This window comes from Brevibacterium picturae, from assembly GCF_030453725.1.
Classification (GTDB): domain Bacteria; phylum Actinomycetota; class Actinomycetes; order Actinomycetales; family Brevibacteriaceae; genus Brevibacterium; species Brevibacterium sandarakinum_A.
In genome coordinates, this window is sequence record NZ_JAKDJU010000065.1 from 1 (window position 1) to 16369 (window position 16369).

Genomic DNA, 16369 nt, shown 5'->3' on the forward strand with positions numbered 1-16369 from the left:
CTCCTACGTCATCGGCAAGGCCGAGAACACGGAAGACGACGACTGGGACTTCTGATCCGAGGACCGGGACGTCATCCGTCTCGAATCTGACCTGCCCTGAATAGCAAAAGAGCGGCCTGTCCCAGCCATCTGGCGGCGACAGGTCGCTCTTTCGCACCGTTGCGCCCGGCAGGCGGCCCACTGTGATCACGAGGGAAACACACCCCGCCTCGTTTCGTCCCGTCGTTGCGGCCAAGCCGGCTTCGCCGGACTTCGCTCTGCTTTCAGGCGGCCTCGCGCGCCTCCCGGGCTGAGGCGACGTCGTCGACGATCGCGGCGATGTGCTGCATGCTCGCGATCAGCGAACCGTAGAGGGGCCAGGAGCGCTCGGGGAGACCGTCCTCGTCGGCCATGTTCACCGACAGCTGTTCGAGCCGCTTGAAGATCGGTTCGACCTCCGCATCTGGGTCGGCAATCGCTCGACCTGCATCCCGGACGATGGATGTCCATTGTTCGCGGAAGCGGGTATCCCATTCGCCGTCTTCATATGATCCCTCGCGCAGAGTCCGAGTCAGATGGCGCAGATGGGAGATGCCCTCATCCACCCGCTGCAGTATGCTCTCGTAACTGGCGTTCTCTGGCGATGTCTGGGAATCCAGGGCTTCACCCGATGGGTTGCGCTTTCGACGCAGTCGCCTACGTGGATTCGCTCGTTGGCTTTCACGAGCAAACTTGACCGACTGCCACGCCGAGTTCAACTCTTCGCTCATTGATTCGGTCTCACGAAACCAGTCATCGGCATTGGCTGTGTCCCAATCCTGGTCCAGCTCATCTGCCATGTCGATCAGCATGTCACCCATACGCCGGTTGATGCTGTCGACGTACCGTGCTGCCTGCTGATCCCGCAGCGGCGGAATCACCAGGAGATTGACGACGATGCCGACGGCAATGCCCAGGCAGAGTTCTAAGATGCGTTCCCCGAGTAAGGGCTGCTGGCTGTCGAAGCCGCTGCCGAGGATGAAGATTCCGGTCGTCGCGATCGCCACGCCTTCATCACGGATCCAGGGCAGACGTGCGGCGGCAAGGCCGACCAGGAGCGCGAGGGCAAATGTCCAGATGCTCACTCCCAGGTAGTTGCCGATGACGAAGGACAAGGCAACACCGAGGGTTGAGGCGATCGTCGACTGCGCTCCCCGAGACAGTGAGCGGTGGACGGTGGCATGCACTGTCAGCAGCGCCGCCCACGGTGCCAGGAACGGCATCTGCGAGTTCAGAACAGTATCCGACAGCCACCAAGCGCCGGTTGCCGCGATGACGGTCTTGACGATCTGGAGAAGGTCGGTGACGACATCGGGCCGTTTGGCCAATGGTGATAACTGTTGCCGTGAGTTCTGCTGCAATGGGCCTCGCTTCGGACAGAAGTGTATGTAGTTGTCACCCTACAGGGGACGCTCGGCAGGCGACATGATCCGCACGAGCGAGCTGCGGAGGCGGGCAATGAAAATGCCCGACATTCCAGCAGGTCGAACCTGCGAAATGTCGGGCAGAGGTCAGACTGTCGCGGATCTTGCGCTGCTTAAAACCCAGCAGTGCGAAGACGCACCCGACAGCCGGTGTCGCTCAGGCCGCAGCCAGTGGCGTGATCTCACGCAGCGACGAGCCGGTGAACAGCACGACGCGGCCGGTGGAGTCACTGATCGTGACCTTTCCGTTGTGTGTGCTGATCGTTGGATCGATCAGTCCTGCATGCTCAACAGCACGCTGGACCCATTGTGGGAACTGAGTCATCGTTCCCTCCTTTCTTAGCTGCTTCGTCGAAGGGCATGCATCAACGCATGCCGATCTCATTGTTTTCTTGTTGGTGACGGGGCAGTCACCGAGGTGCAGGCAGCCATCCGAGAGCATCGGATGGTGGCCGGCTGAGATGTCACCGTAGTGTGGGTCAATCCTTCACGGCGGGGGATCTGCGATTCGAAGTGAGACAGTGTCCATGGCGAATCATTTGCAATGTCGAACCTGAATCTGAACGCTCATCATGAGCGACGTGTCATCGTGCTCAGTGGATCAGATGGTTCAATGAAGCCGGACAACTTCGAACGCAAGTCAACAGCTTAACCGCATCGGGAACGAGAAGTCAAAACAGCGGTGCGGACAGTCAATACAGCGGTGCGGACAGTCGAAACAACGGTCAGGGCAGCGCCGGCGGGGCAGCGCCATGCAGGAGAGCGCCATGCAGGGGAGCACCGGCAGGAGGACACCGGCAGGGCAGCGGAGCAGACTCCGTAACCGGAACAGGGTGCTGTGACTGGGTGGATCAGCGCGAGGACGTGCCCCGGCGCAACCTCAGCACGATGATCAGCGCGGCGACCAGAAGCGCTGCCGCAACAGCCAGCATGCCGGCAGAGAGCAGCTTCTCATTCGAGACGCCGAGGGTCATTGCCGAGGACTTGGACTCAGATGCCTCTGCACGGTCACTCGAATCCATCTCGGTGCCGACGGATGCGCGGTCATCGGCGTCGGCACCGCTGGCATCGCTCTCCGACGACGTCGGATCGGCACTTGGTGTCACCTTCTCCCCGATCGGAATCGTCTGGAGGGACTCGGGGTCGTTCTGGGCGAAGTCCCATTCGAGCAGGTCGACCGCGGCTTGGCGGGAGTTGTTGTCGATGCCGAGCATGGTCGCCACCACACGGTGGCCGTCACGTTCGGCGACGGCGATGTAGGCGCCCTTGGCCTGTCGGGTGAATCCGTTCTTCAGGCCGAGCCCACCGTCGACCTGCCCGACGATCTTCGTGTGGTTCTGGATCGGGTAGCCTTTGAACTTCGCCTTGGTCACCGGGTTATTTCCACCGGGAAACTTGTATGTCTCGGTGCCGATGACGCTCATCAGGTAGTCGTCTTCGCACACGGCCCACGCCAGCTTCATCATGTCCGAGACCGTCGTGTACTGGTCCTTGTCGTCGAGACCCGAGGTGTTGGCCGCGTGAGTGTTCGTCATCCCGAGCTCTTCGGCCTTCTTGTTCATCAGAGCCACGGCCTTCTCCTGCCCTCCGGCAGCCCGACCGAGCGCGTTCGCTGCATCATTGGCGCTCGACATCAGCATCGCATGGAAGAGGAGATCAACCGTGTATTCGTTCTTCTGCATGAGACCGACCTTGGTGCCATCGATCTCCATGTCCTCGAACTTCGCCTCCACCTTCTGCTTGGGATCATCGAGCACCTCGACAAGAGCAAGAGCGGTCAGGAGCTTGATGGTCGACGCCGGCGCATGCTTCTTGTCGATGTCATGCGCTGCCTGAAGTTCTCCAGTGTCGAGGTCTCCCACCAGCCACGCCGTGCCCAACGGCTGCGGCGGCTTCGCCCCATCGCCGAGGTCGGCGGGAGTTTCGTAGACCTTCTCCTGCTTCTCCTCCGGCTTGGCGTGCGCATGTGCGGCCCCGGGGGCGAATGCCAGTTGGGCCCCGACGAGCAGAAGCGCGAGAGCGGCGCCGAGGATGAGACGCACCCCTGCTCCGAGCGAACGCGGACGCGCTGCCGCCGTCATCGAGGCAGAGGAAGGGTGGGGAGAACGCATGCGCCCCAGTCTACGACGGAGGAGAAACCGAGGTGCTCAGGAAAACGCATGCGATTGAGCACAGGCAGCACTTGCTCGGGGAACGCGAAAAGCGGCCGCGCACGAAAAGTGCACGGCCGCCTCGGCGATGTGGGATGGTGTATCCCTCCGGCTACCTCAACCCACGAAAGCACTGTGTCTGCGCCGCGCTATTGTGGGTCGGGGTAGCCGAAGACGCGATCAGAATGCGCGCTGCAGAACCGCCTGCTTCACCTCGGCGATGGCCTTGGTGATTTCGATGCCACGAGGGCAGGCCTCGGTGCAGTTGAAGGTGGTGCGGCAGCGCCACACTCCCTCCTTGTCGTTGAGGATCTCCAGGCGCATGTCTCCGCCTTCGTCACGCGAATCGAAGATGAAACGATGCGCGTTGACGATGGCCGCCGGCCCGAAGTACTGGCCGTCGGTCCAGAAAACGGGGCAGGACGAGGTGCACGCGGCGCAGAGGATGCACTTGGTGGTGTCATCGAAGGCCTCACGCTCTTCGGCCGACTGCAGACGCTCGCGCGTCGGCTCGTGGCCGGAGGTGATGAGGAACGGCATGACCTCACGGTAGGACTGGAAGAACGGCTCCATGTCGACGATGAGGTCCTTCTCCAGAGGCAGACCCTTGATCGCTTCGACGGTGATCGTCTTGTTCGTGTCAAGATCCTTCAGCAGGGTCTTGCAGGCCAGACGGTTGCGACCGTTGATGCGCATGGCATCGGAACCGCAGACGCCGTGGGCACAGGAGCGGCGGAAGGACAGCGAACCGTCCATCTCCCACTTGATCTTGTGCAGGGCGTCCAGGACACGGTCGGTGCCATGCATCGTGACCTTGTACTCCTCCCAGTGCGCTTCTTCGTCCTGTTCGGGATCGAAGCGTGCGATCTGGAAGGTGCAGTCGAACGATTTGATCGAGCCGCTGTCGCCGGCGACGTGGTCGGGCAGGTCGATCTTCGAGGCCGGCTCCGGGGTTTCGGTTGAGGTATCGGTGCTCATCAGTACTTACGCTCCATCGGCTGGTAACGGGTGACGATGACGGGCTTCGTCTCCAGACGCATGCCCTTGATGCCGTCGGTCTCGGAATCAGGATCGAGGTACGTCATCGTGTGATGCATGAATCCTTCGTCGTCACGATCCGGGAAATCCTCCCGGAAGTGCCCACCGCGTGATTCCTTGCGGTGGATGGCGGCGACGGAGATGACCTCGGCGAGTTCGAGCAGGAAGTTGAGCTCGACGGCCTCGAGGAGGTCGAGGTTGAAGCGCTTGCCGCGATCCTGAATGCCGACGTTGTTGTAACGTTCACGCAGTTTCGCGATCTCGTCGAGCGCTTCGCGCAGTGTCTCGTCAGTGCGGAAGACCTGGACCTTGGCGTCCATGAGTTCCTGCAGATCCTTGCGGATGGCGCCGATGCGTTCGGTGCCGTCCGAGGTCCGCATCTTCTCGAGCAATGCGACGGTGTCGTTCTCGGCAGCCTCCGGCAGCTCGACGAAGTCAGCGGTCTTCGAGTACTCGGCGGCGGCGATGCCGGCGCGCTTGCCGAAGACGTTGATGTCGAGCAGGGAGTTCGTGCCCAGACGGTTCGAGCCGTGGACGGACACGCAGGCAACCTCACCGGCGGCGTAGAGGCCGGGGATGACGTTGTCGTTGTCCGCCAGCACCTCGGCGCCGATGTTTGTCGGAATGCCGCCCATGGCGTAGTGCGCGGTCGGGAAGACCGGCACCGGCTCTGTATAAGGCTCCACGCCGAGGTAGGTGCGGGCGAACTCGGTGATGTCGGGCAGCTTCGCATCGATGTGTGCGGGCTCGAGGTGGGTGAGGTCGAGCAGGACGTAGTCCTTGTTCGGTCCGCAGCCGCGGCCTTCGCGCACCTCGTTGGCCATGGACCGGGCCACGATGTCACGAGGAGCGAGGTCCTTGATCGTCGGGGCGTAGCGTTCCATGAAGCGCTCACCCTCGGAGTTGCGCAGAATCGCGCCTTCACCGCGGGCGGCCTCGGAGAGCAGGATGCCCAGACCGGCCAGACCGGTCGGGTGGAACTGGAAGAACTCCATGTCCTCGAGCGGGATGCCCCGGTTGTAGGCCACAGCCATGCCGTCACCGGTCAGGGTGTGCGCGTTCGAGGTGGTCTTGAATACCTTGCCCACACCGCCGGTTGCGAAGACGACCGACTTGGCCTGGAACAGGTGGATCTCGCCGGTGGCCAGTTCGTAGGCGACGACGCCGGCCGGACGGCGGACCCCGTCGACCTCGGTCATGGCCAGGTCGAGGACGTAGAACTCGTTGTAGAACTCGACGCCGTGCTTGACGCACTGTTGGTAGAGCGTCTGGAGGATCATGTGACCGGTGCGGTCGGCCGCATAGCAGGAGCGGCGAACTGCCGACTTGCCGTGGTCACGGGTATGACCGCCGAAGCGACGCTGATCGATCCTGCCTTCGGGGGTCCTGTTGAAGGGCAGACCCATCTTCTCGAGGTCGAGAACGGCGTCGATGGCTTCCTTGGCCATCACCTCGGCGGCGTCCTGGTCGACCAGGTAGTCACCGCCCTTGACGGTGTCGAAGGTGTGCCATTCCCAGTTGTCCTCTTCCACGTTCGCCAGCGCGGCGCACATGCCGCCCTGGGCGGCACCTGTGTGCGAACGGGTGGGATAGAGCTTGGTCAGGACTGCGGTCCGGGCCTGTTGGCCCGATTCGATCGCTGCGCGCATCCCGGCGCCACCGGCGCCGACGATGATGACGTCGTGTTGGTGTACCTGCATGTTTCTCCTTTTAGGCCTGGCAGAACGACGCCAGCAGTGCGGGGTCGGCTCCGGCCGGGCAGGGATCGAATGTGAAGATGACGAGCGTGCCGAGCACGATGACGATGGCCGAGGCGATGTAGAGGATCACCTGGAGAGCCATCCGGGTGCCGGGCTTCTCGGCATAGTCCATGATGATGGTGCGCAGGCCGTTGGTGCCGTGCAGCATTGCCAGCCACAGCATCAGCAGATCCCAGATCTGCCAGAACGGGCTGGCCCATTTGCCGGCCACGAACCCGAAGTCGATGGCCTGGACGCCCTCGCCGACCCACAGGTTCACGAACAGGTGACCGAAGATGAGGATGACGAGGATGACGCCGGAGATGCGCATGAACAGCCACGCGAACATCTCGAACTTCGAACTTGTTGATTTGTGCCGCGAGTAGCCGGTGCGCGGAGCCGGGATCGATGTTGTGCTCATGTCATCCTCCGAACGTGTGCATCAGCTGGCGGGGGATGAAGGCGATCATGATGATGAGCCATACGATGATGACTCCCCAGAACAGCTTCTTCTGATTTTTCGGTCCACTCTTCGAGAAGTCGACGAGAATGACGCGAAGGCCGTTGAACGCATGGAATGCGATCGCGGCAACGAGTGCGATCTCGCCGATGGCCATGACCGGAGTCTTGTAGGTTCCGATCACAGCGTTGTAGGCCTCGGGTGAGACGCGGACGAGTGCAGTATCGAGCACGTGGACCAGCAGGAAGAAGAAGATTCCGACGCCTGTGACGCGATGCGCGACCCAGGACCACATTCCTTCGTTTCCTCGGTACAGAGTGCCCGTAGACGCTTTGGCCACGGAGCATCCTCCATCTTGGATTAATCGACTGTGTACATCAAGAAACTACGCCGAACGCCGCCTGGTTGCCAGTCGAGTCTCACCTGAGCGTGGTGGATCACATGAAGTTCCTGGCAGTTCCCTCATAGTCGTCGATCTCGGATACGACGAAATGCAATTACATCACACATGCGTGTGGTAAACATTCTGTCCGCGGGGCTGACCAGGTCAGTCAGGCTCTGTCCCGAAGAAGGGCCGGGCCGATCGCGAACGAGTGAGGGTTGAGGACGGCTGGGTGCAGTCTTCCGGTTCTCCTCACCCCGACACGGCGGACAACATCGGTCAGTCGCTGCTCGAACTTTGAGACACTGATGGTGTGAACACACACTTCCACGCCATCATCCCCGCCGGCGGATCCGGAACCCGGCTCTGGCCGCTGTCGCGCAAGGCATCGCCGAAGTTCCTCCACGACGTGCTGGGTACGGGCAGGAGCCTCATCCAATCCACCTGGGACCGAGTCGCACCGCTCGTCGGACCTGGGAAGGTGTGGGTCGTGACCGGGCAGAGCCACCGCGAACAGGTCGCCGAACAGCTTCCCGAGATGTCCGTGAACAAGATCCTCGCCGAACCGTCCCCGAAGGACTCGGCTGCCGCGATCGGTCTCGCGACCATGCTCATCGCGAAGGAAGACCCTGACGCGATCGTCGGTTCGTTCTCTGCCGACCACTCGATCACCAACGTCGACGAGTTCCGGCTGGTCATCGACCAGGCCTGCGCGGCCGCCGAGACCGGCGACATCGTCACCGTCGGCATCATGCCCCGCAACCCGGCCACCGCCTACGGCTACATCGAAACCGGCGGGCTGCTGGGCCTCGACCGTGCTCCGACCGCCAGGCGCGCCATGGCCTTCGCCGAGAAGCCGGCAGCGAGCACCGCCCGCGAGTACGTCGCCTCCGGCCGCTACCGCTGGAATGCCGGGATGTTCATCGCAAAGGCCACCGCATTGTTGGAGGTCCTCGAGACCGAGGATCCGACCCTGCATGCCGGCCTGTCACAGATCGCCGAGGCGTGGGGGACCGATGCCCAGGCGGAGGTGCTCGCCGAGGTGTGGCCCGGTTTGGACAAGCGTGCCATCGATTACGTCGTGGCCGAGCCTGCTGCCGCGGCCGGCCGCGTCATCGTCATCCCCGGCGATTTCGGCTGGGACGATGTCGGTGACTTCGACTCGGTGGCCCGCCTGCGTCAGCCGGTGCCCGGTGAGCCGAGCGGTGTCATCTCGATCGGCGGCAACTGCGAACTCCTCGAGATCGACGCCTCCGGAGTCGTCTTCTCCGAGTCCGAGCAGCCGCGCACGGTCGCGATCGTCGGCCTCGACGACCTCGTCGTCGTCGATACCGAGGACGTCCTGCTCATCACCTCCCGCTCCCACGCGCAGGATGTGAAGAAGGCAGTCTCCGCAGCTGGGGAGCGCGGCCTCGATGATCTGCTGTAGGCAGGTGGCGGGGCACTGAGTGTGTCGAAATTGGTCGCATTGCGCCCAAATGTGACGGTGAGTGCTTAGCATTGCAGTCAATGTCTCAGATATCCCAACCGCGCCCCGACGGCGTCGCGCTCTCAGAAGGACCAGACGTGATCAGCTCTTCAATCGCTGAGATCGGTGCAGAGCTCATCGATTTCCGCCGCGACATCCATGCGCACCCGGAACTGTCCTTCCAGGAGTTCGCCACCACGGACAAGATCGTCGAACGGCTGCAGGCCGCCGGTCTGGAACCTCGGCGGCTCGAGGGCACAGGCGTCGTCTGCGACGTCGGCGAAGGGCCGATCTCCGTCGGCCTGCGCGCCGACATCGACGCTCTGCCCATCGACGACCTCATCGACGAGGACTTCGCATCGACGGTCCCGGGCGTCGCGCACGCCTGCGGCCACGACGTGCACCTGACCGGCCTCATCGGCGCCGGCATCGCCCTGCAGCGACTCCACGAATCCACTTCCGGCGGCCTCGGCGGACGTGTGCGCCTCATCTTCCAGCCCGGCGAGGAAGTCACCCCGGGCGGGGCCCTGCGGATCATCTCCCAGGGGGTCCTCGACGACGTGCCCGAGGTCTATGCCGTCCACTGCGATCCCAACGTCGACGTCGGCAGGATCGGTTCGCGCATCGGTGCCATCACCGCGGCCGGCGACACCGTCATCATCCGCCTCTCCGGTCACGGCGGACACACCTCGAGGCCGCACCTGACCGAGGACCTCGTCTACGCGTTGGGCAAACTCGCCACTGACCTGCCCTCGACCCTGGGCCGACTCATCGACCCGCGCCACGCGATCTCCCTCGTGTGGGGTGAGATCAGCGCCGGCCACGCGGCCAATGTCGTGCCCAGCGAAGGGATTCTGCGCGGCACCCTGCGCTGCCTCGACGTCGACGGCTGGAACCAGGTCGCCGAGGTGCTCCCCGAGCTGGTCGAGAGGATCGCCGGCCCGTACGGGGTCGACGTCGACCTCGACCATCGCCGAGGTGTCCCGCCGGTGGTCAACACCGAAGACCAGGTCGCGCTCATCGAATCCGCAGTCCGCGGCGAACTCGGCGAGAACTCCGTCCAACTGACCCCGCAGTCGATGGGCGGAGAGGACTTCGCCTGGTACCTCACCCACTGTCCCGGGGCGCTGGTGCGCATGGGCACGCGCACTCCCGGGGGTACGACCTACGACATCCACCAGGGCGATCTGCTCATCGATGAGGGCAGCGTCGAGATCGCCGCCCGCATCTTCACCGCGACCGCGTTGAAGGTCCTCGAGCGGAACTGAGACTGAACCGATAATCTTGGAGTCATGAGAGTGAAGGTCATGAGCACGGTGCTGGGCGCCGGCTTCAGCGCATTGAGCCTGGTGGCCCTGAGCGCCTGTTCGATGACGGCTCCCGAACCCGTCGAGGACGAAACACTCGGATGCATGATCTCGGCCCCAGCCGGCTTCGACGACCATTCGGCCGGGGCTCTGACTCTGGCGGAGATGGAACTGGCGCGTTCGGCGGGACTGTTCTCCGCGACCTCGAGTCAGCGGGTCTCGAACTCAGCGACCACCTCGGCGGCTCTGAAGAGGATGAGCGATCAGGACTGCGCTCTGACGACGGTGCTCGGACCGGGCGGGGCCGACGAACTCGGTGCCCACGCCAGGAGCAACCCCGAGGAGATCTTCCTGGGGGTCGCCAGTGGGCACAAGGGCTTCCCGGACAATGTGCTCAGCATCGATTTCGACCTCGTGCCGCCGGCCTTCATCGCCGGCTACATCGCCGCGACCGCAAGCGAAACCGGCGAAGTCGGGGCGCTCGTGTCCCAGGGATTCCCGCAGGCCGAGGAGATTCTCTCCGCATTCGACGCCGGAGTCGACCTCTACAACGACGAAGCCGACGACGACGTGGACGAGGTGAAGTCCCACCGCGACTCCGCGGCCGATGGCCGGACAGTGGCAGACACCAGCGACGAGGGACGGGCATTCTTCGAATCGGCCCATGACTCGGACGTCGATGTGCTTGTGCCCTTCGGATCGGCGGCGGCGATGGGCGTGGTCACTGCCGCGACGGACAAGCTGCAGTCGCTGCGCACCCAAGAGTCTGAAGAAGACGGCGACGAGGAGAAGGTCCTGCCGAAGATCATCTGGTACGGAGCCTCCGGTGCTTTCAGCGACACGATCATTGCCACGATCGAACCGAACATCCGCCGGGGCCTGCGCAGCATGTTTGCCGAATGGCCGCAGAGCAAGAATCCCGATGAAGTGCCCGAGGCGTCGAAGGAGGACCCCGTCGATATGGGTGGGTTCCTCGTCACCGACCGTCACTACAAGGGCACGATCGACAACGGCGGGGTGGGAATCGCCGCCGAAGACGGCTTTCTCAGCCGTGTCTCCGATGCGGGCCGCAGCATCACCGATCTGCGGGAGAGGATCAAGAGCGGGGACATCGATCCGGAGAAATCCTGAGTGGGCCGAGACATCGCCGGTGTCCGCCGGTTCGTCCATCGTTCTCGCACACTGATCCGATAAGCTGTGCGGGTGTTGAATAACCCCGCCGGAGTCGCAGCAGACGACCCGATCCTGCAGTTGCCCAAAGTCTCCCTCCACGACCACCTCGACGGTGGCCTGCGCCCCGCCACGATGGTCGAGCTGGCCGCATCGATCGGCCACGAACTGCCCGCCACCGAACCGGAAGCTCTGGCGAAGTGGTATCACGATTCCGCGAGTTCCGGTGATCTGGTTCGCTACCTCGAGACGTTCTCACACACGGTTGCCGTGATGCAGAGTCGTGAGGGACTGATGCGGGTGGCCAAGGAATGGGTGCTCGACCAGGTGGCCGACGGTGTGTTCTACGCAGAGGCCCGCTGGGCTCCGGAACAGCATCTGGAAGGCGGGCTTGAACTCGACGAGGTCGTCGAAGCCGTCCAGGAGGGACTCGAAGCCGGAGTGATCGAAGCCTCGGCTGACGGCAAGTTCATCCGCGTCGGCCAGATCATCACAGCCATGCGCCAGGCGGACAACTCCCTGGCCATTGCGGAATTGGCGATCAGGCACCGGGAGAAGGGATCGGAATCCGGCGTCGTCGGCTTCGACATCGCCGGTCCGGAGAACGGCTTCCCGCCCTCGGCGCACCTGTCCGCATTCAACGCACTCCACCAGGCCTACGTGCCCGTCACAATCCATGCCGGCGAGGCGGCCGGCAAGAACTCGATCCACGAGGCTCTGACCATCTGCCATGCCCAGCGCATCGGCCACGGAGCCCGGATCGTCGAAGACATGGACATCGTCGAAGGTGAGGGACAGCTGGGCAATCTGGCCGCGTGGGTCCTCGATCAGCAGATCCCGCTCGAACTGTGTCCCAGTTCCAATCTGCAGACCGACATCGGCGGCACCATCGCCTCCCACCCCATCACGGGACTCAAGGATCTGGGCTTCGCCGTCACCATCAATCCGGACAACCGGCTGATGTCAGCGACCTCGGTCACGCGTGAGATGCGCCTGCTCGTCGAGGAGGCCGGCTGGACCCAGACCGACCTCGAATGGGCCACCGTCAACGCGATCACCGCAGCATTCCTGCCCCTCGACGTGCGTGAACGCATGCTCGACGAGATCCTCATTCCAGGATTCTCCCGGGTGGACATTTGAGTTCACGGGACAAGGATTCGTCCGTGCCCGGCGAATCATCCGAACCCGGTGGCCCAGAGGGCACGGCCGGCTCTGCGGAGCCTGCCGGTCACGGCGTTGACACCCCACGAGCGATGCTGCTGGTCGTCGTTGTTCTCGGAATCCAGGTCCTGGCGCTCCTCGGGTCCGCACTGTCGTTCATCATCACCGCATTCAGTGCGGGCCCACTGGCCGGATCTCTGCTGGGCCTGGCTGTCATGTTCCTCATCTTCGCCGCCGGCGTGGCCGCTGCTGCACGGGGATCGTGGAAACTGCATCGCTGGGCCCGGCCGGCGGCGATCGCCTTCGAACTGCTCGTCATCGTCTTCGCCTTCAGCGTCATCGCCGGGTCCCTGTGGCTCGGTCTGGCGTGCCTGGTCACAGCGATTGCGGTGCTTTTGGGGTACTTCCTGCCCCCGGTCGTCGACGCCTACAACCGGGCGCTCGAGGGCTGAGGCCTCAGACCTCGGTGCCGCGATCAATGCCCAGAGTGGACGAAATTCCCAGACGCGCCGCGTCTTTGAACCGAATCGATATCAGGTGCGTCACTCACCTTCCCGGCGGCTCCCACCTCTGCACGCTGGCGGCTTGGGCGGCTGTGAACCTCGATGGCACGGCGGTGAAGACCGCATCGCGGAGTCCAGAGAGCAGCGGGGACCGAATCTGGAAGACGGCGCCGAGGGCGCGTGACTTCGCCGCGATCGACTGACTGCGCGTCCGCCGCAGACGGTCGTAGCGGCGCAGCTGAGAGTCGACCTCGGCCGCGTCGTCCGCGGAGTTCGCGACAGTCGCGATGACCGGTGCCAGGAGCGCGGACAGTGTCGCGGCGTCCTCCAGTGCCTGTCCGCCGCCCTGCCCCAGGTTGGGAGTCATCGCATGCGCGGCGTCGCCGAGGAGGACGACGCGTCCCCGGTGGTAGGTCGACAGGGGTGCGGCGAGGTCTGAGATCGGTGTCCGCTGGATGCGTGCCGACGGCGTTGCATCGACGAGCTCGGCGATCGGTGCGTGCCAGCCGGAGAACAGGTCGCGCACTGCGGCCTTGTCATCGGCGAAGCTGGCGTCCTTGGGCATGTTCGCCACCGCGAACCAGTACACGCGCCCGTCCTTGAGCGGTGCGATGCCGAAGCGCAGGCCCCGACCCACGGTCTCGCCAGCGGCTCCATCGAGGTCGACCGGGCGCTCGGTGATCCCACGCCAACATGAATAGCCCGAGTAGCGTGGTCCGATTCCGGGCTCGACGGTGTCCCTCACCTGGCTGTTGAGTCCGTCGGCGCCGATCACAAGATCGAACCGCTCCAGAGCGTCCGCCTCAGAATCCGCTTCCGTCTCAGACCCGATCGTCACCGCTCCATCGATGCTCGTCGAGGTGACGAAGGCGTTGGTGCGCACGGTTCCCTCATCGAGGGCATCGAGCAGTATCCGATGCAGGTCGGCTCGGTCGACGATGCGCAGCTCTCCGACGCTGTCGCTGGGAATCTGCGCGATCCAACGTCCGTCGGGCCGTCGCTGGCCCGCGGCGAAGGACTCGGCCTGCTTGTCTGTGATCGCCGCGAACTGAGGGCCGAGCCCCAGCGATTCCAGTGCCCTGAGCCCATTGGCGAAGACGGACAGACCCGAACCGCCGGCACGCACCTCGGCGGCCCTTTCGAACACTGTGACCTGTGCCCCGGCCCGCTGGAGACCGACGGCGGTTGAGAGCCCGCCGATCCCGGCTCCGACGATCGCGATTCTCATGGGGTTCGGTCCTCCCTGGCGAGATTCGGGGTGCTTGGTCTACTGCTGAAGGTACTCGCCGCAGGCCTCGGTGAGGAAGTCACCGGCGACTCCGCCCTCTTTGTTGAGGCTGATCGCGGTCTTCTGAATTCCCCACCAGACCTGAGGAGAGGCGCCCCACTGCTGCCGGAAGTCCTCGCGTGTGTCCGGATCATCGGCCAGGTCCTGTGCAGCCAGCGAGATTCGGTCCTGAGCATCGCCGGCCGTGCACCGGGCTTCGTCATCGGGGCCCTTAGGGTCGAGTTCCGGAATGTCATCGGAGTCCTTCGCCGTCAGGGTGTAAGCGGATCCGCCGACCTCCTCGACGGTGAAGGTTCCGTGGATGAGCAGGAAGGGTGACTTCTCGGCGTCGACGTTCTCGGCGTCGACGGTGACACTGACACTGTCCGGGGTATCGGCGGTGACGGTGGCTTCGCCGGAATCGGGGACGTCGGGGTTGGCCGTGTGGACATAGACCTTGAGGTAGGTCTCGGACTTGTTCGCGGCCGCCTCGGCGAGGCCCTGCCACAGGGGATCGGAATCCTTCGCGCCGCCGGGGGAGGAGTCGACGACGGAGACCGCAGGAGCGTCATCCGGGGTCTCGATCGGAGTGACCTCCTCCTTGCTCACGGAGGGGCGTTGTTCGGGGCGGGTCTCGTCCGAGGTGGGAACACATGCTGTCATCGTGGCCAGCACTGCGGCGGTGGTCAGGAGGGCAAGTGAGCGAATTCGCATGGTTCCTCGAGGGGTGGTCGACGTGGCGGTGTGCGGGCCTGGGACCCGATCTCGCCTTCCAGCCTAATCCGAGAGACTGCGGTCGCACCGGTGGACGCGCTGATCCGGGCCCGATTGCTCGGTTCGCGTGTGCCTACTCAACGCGGGCCGGCATGAGCTCGCTCAGGCTGGACTTCTGCGCTCCGGATTCGTCGAAGTTGTCCTCGTCGAGCCACTGCACGAAAGCGGCGCGCAGGCTGGGCCATTCGCTGTCGATGATTGAGAACCAGGCGGTATCGCGATTGCGGCCCTTGATCACGAGGTGCTGCCTGAAGAGGCCCTCGAACGTGAAGCCGAAGCGGGTCGCTGCCTTCTTCGACGGGGCATTGTCGTTGTCGCACTTCCATTCGAAGCGCCTGTAACCGCTGGCGAAGGCAAGGTCGGCGAAGAGGAAGAGAGCCTCGGTGGCTCCGCGAGTGCGTGACAGCGCCGGGCCCCACAGAATGTTGCCGATCTCGATGACGCCGTTGACCGCGTCGATGCGCATCAGCGCCTGTCGGCCCTCGGCTCGCCCGGTGCTGCGATCGACCACGGCGAAGAACAGGGGATCCGGTGACTCGGATGCCGTGGTCATCCACGCATCGAAGTCGTTGCGCTCGGTCTGCGGAGTCTGCGGCAGGTACCGGAAACGCTCATCCGATCCCTCCGCCGAGGCTGCTGCGAAGAGCGAGTCGGAGTGCCGTTGGGCATCGAGCGGTTCGAGGTCGACATAGCGGCCGTGGATCGTCTCCCGCCGAGGTGGCTTGACCCCGGCCCAATCGGTGAGGTTCGCGTCGGTCATGACATCTCCTGATCGTTCGTCATTGAACTCTTCCTACGGTCTGCGGCGTCTGCCCGGGTTCGCCTCGTGACTGGGGTTCAGCTCTCGTCGGCGTCGAATCCGGTCGAGAGCTGGCGCAGCAGGGATGCGAGCTTGCGGCGTCCTGCCGGAGTCAGGTCGCCGAGGATTTCGCGCTCCTTGACCAGCAGATCGGCCAGTGCCGAGTCGACCGTGGCGCGACCGTCGGCGGTCAAACGCACGAGCACACCTCGGCGATCACCGGGATCGGGCAGTCGTTCGACCCATCCGGCGGTGACGAGCCGGTCGATGCGGTTGGTCATCGTGCCGCTGGTGACCAGTGTCTCCTGCAGCAGAGTGGAGGGAGAGAGCTGATAGGGCTCACCTGATCGGCGCAGGGCAGAGAGCACGTCGAATGCCCAGCCTTCGATGCCGTATTCGCTGAAGCTCGACTTCCGCGCCAGGTCCAATTGGCGAGCCAGTCGGGAGACGCGAGAGAGTACTTCCATCGGAGAGACATCGAGGTCCGGGCGCTCGTGGCGCCACGCCGCGACAATCCGATCAACCTCGTCCATGATCCGATTTTACGTCCAGATCAAGATTCTTTGGCACAAAGATACTTTTTCTCGAGATATTTCTTACTCATCGGCTGATTTGGCCTGCACGTTTGGATGGACGGGGTCGTTTGGGAATAAAGTGGTCATGGTTGTTGCATCCGTCAACGCACCTGCTGGGCCAAAAGACCCGGCAG

The 16369-nt window shown here is 63.9% G+C and carries 16 protein-coding genes; 5 read left to right on the forward strand and 11 right to left on the reverse strand.

What is annotated here, in order from left to right:
* Window positions 1-263 precede the first annotated feature (263 nt).
* From L0G76_RS08365 to sdhC, 7 genes are all read right to left on the reverse strand, one after another.
* Window positions 264-1346 carry an FUSC family protein gene (locus L0G76_RS08365; RefSeq protein ID WP_304356838.1) on the reverse strand — a complete coding sequence of 361 codons (1083 nt, stop codon included), beginning with the start codon at window positions 1344-1346 and terminating at the stop codon, window positions 264-266.
* Window positions 1347-1599: 253 nt separating this feature from the next.
* On the reverse strand, window positions 1600-1767 hold the full coding sequence (locus tag L0G76_RS08370; RefSeq protein WP_304356839.1) for a hypothetical protein: 168 nt from the start codon (window positions 1765-1767) through the stop codon (window positions 1600-1602).
* Window positions 1768-2293: 526 nt separating this feature from the next.
* Window positions 2294-3553, reverse strand: a complete 1260-nt coding sequence (locus L0G76_RS08375; protein ID WP_304356840.1) for a D-alanyl-D-alanine carboxypeptidase family protein — start codon at window positions 3551-3553, stop codon at window positions 2294-2296.
* Window positions 3554-3772: 219 nt separating this feature from the next.
* The gene (locus L0G76_RS08380; RefSeq protein WP_304356841.1) at window positions 3773-4570 is read right to left on the reverse strand and encodes a succinate dehydrogenase iron-sulfur subunit; all 798 of its coding nucleotides are present in this window, start codon (window positions 4568-4570) and stop codon (window positions 3773-3775) included.
* On the reverse strand, window positions 4570-6330 hold the full coding sequence (sdhA, locus tag L0G76_RS08385; RefSeq protein WP_304356842.1) for a succinate dehydrogenase flavoprotein subunit: 1761 nt from the start codon (window positions 6328-6330) through the stop codon (window positions 4570-4572). The genes L0G76_RS08380 and sdhA overlap by 1 nt, the downstream gene beginning before the upstream one ends.
* A gap of 10 nt (window positions 6331-6340) precedes the next feature.
* A complete protein-coding gene (locus L0G76_RS08390; RefSeq protein ID WP_304356843.1) occupies window positions 6341-6790 on the reverse strand; it encodes a succinate dehydrogenase hydrophobic membrane anchor subunit in 450 nt (149 codons plus the stop codon).
* Window position 6791: 1 nt separating this feature from the next.
* The gene (gene sdhC / locus L0G76_RS08395; protein ID WP_235351111.1) at window positions 6792-7169 is read right to left on the reverse strand and encodes a succinate dehydrogenase, cytochrome b556 subunit; all 378 of its coding nucleotides are present in this window, start codon (window positions 7167-7169) and stop codon (window positions 6792-6794) included.
* Between the two features lie 355 nt (window positions 7170-7524).
* Here sdhC and L0G76_RS08400 point away from each other — a divergent pair, with 355 nt between their 5' ends.
* From L0G76_RS08400 to L0G76_RS08420, 5 genes are all read left to right on the forward strand, one after another.
* Entirely contained in the window at window positions 7525-8640 is a 1116-nt protein-coding gene (locus L0G76_RS08400; RefSeq protein WP_304356844.1) for a mannose-1-phosphate guanylyltransferase, read from the forward strand.
* 137 nt (window positions 8641-8777) lie between these two features.
* A complete protein-coding gene (locus L0G76_RS08405; RefSeq protein ID WP_304356845.1) occupies window positions 8778-9947 on the forward strand; it encodes an amidohydrolase in 1170 nt (389 codons plus the stop codon).
* Between the two features lie 24 nt (window positions 9948-9971).
* On the forward strand, window positions 9972-11117 hold the full coding sequence (locus L0G76_RS08410; RefSeq protein ID WP_304356846.1) for a BMP family ABC transporter substrate-binding protein: 1146 nt from the start codon (window positions 9972-9974) through the stop codon (window positions 11115-11117).
* Window positions 11118-11189: 72 nt separating this feature from the next.
* Entirely contained in the window at window positions 11190-12296 is a 1107-nt protein-coding gene (locus L0G76_RS08415) for an adenosine deaminase (protein ID WP_304356847.1), read from the forward strand.
* Between the two features lie 23 nt (window positions 12297-12319).
* Entirely contained in the window at window positions 12320-12769 is a 450-nt protein-coding gene (locus L0G76_RS08420; protein WP_304356848.1) for a hypothetical protein, read from the forward strand.
* A 94-nt stretch (window positions 12770-12863) separates the two neighbouring features.
* Here L0G76_RS08420 and L0G76_RS08425 read toward each other — a convergent pair whose 3' ends face one another.
* From L0G76_RS08425 to L0G76_RS08440, 4 genes are all read right to left on the reverse strand, one after another.
* On the reverse strand, window positions 12864-14048 hold the full coding sequence (locus L0G76_RS08425) for an FAD-dependent monooxygenase (protein ID WP_304356849.1): 1185 nt from the start codon (window positions 14046-14048) through the stop codon (window positions 12864-12866).
* A 39-nt stretch (window positions 14049-14087) separates the two neighbouring features.
* Window positions 14088-14801 carry a hypothetical protein gene (locus L0G76_RS08430; protein WP_304356850.1) on the reverse strand — a complete coding sequence of 238 codons (714 nt, stop codon included), beginning with the start codon at window positions 14799-14801 and terminating at the stop codon, window positions 14088-14090.
* 133 nt (window positions 14802-14934) lie between these two features.
* A complete protein-coding gene (locus L0G76_RS08435; protein WP_304356851.1) occupies window positions 14935-15621 on the reverse strand; it encodes a GNAT family N-acetyltransferase in 687 nt (228 codons plus the stop codon).
* Window positions 15622-15698: 77 nt separating this feature from the next.
* Window positions 15699-16193: a MarR family winged helix-turn-helix transcriptional regulator gene (locus L0G76_RS08440; RefSeq protein WP_304356852.1), complete on the reverse strand. Its 495-nt coding sequence runs from the start codon at window positions 16191-16193 to the stop codon at window positions 15699-15701.
* Window positions 16194-16369: the final 176 nt, after the last annotated feature.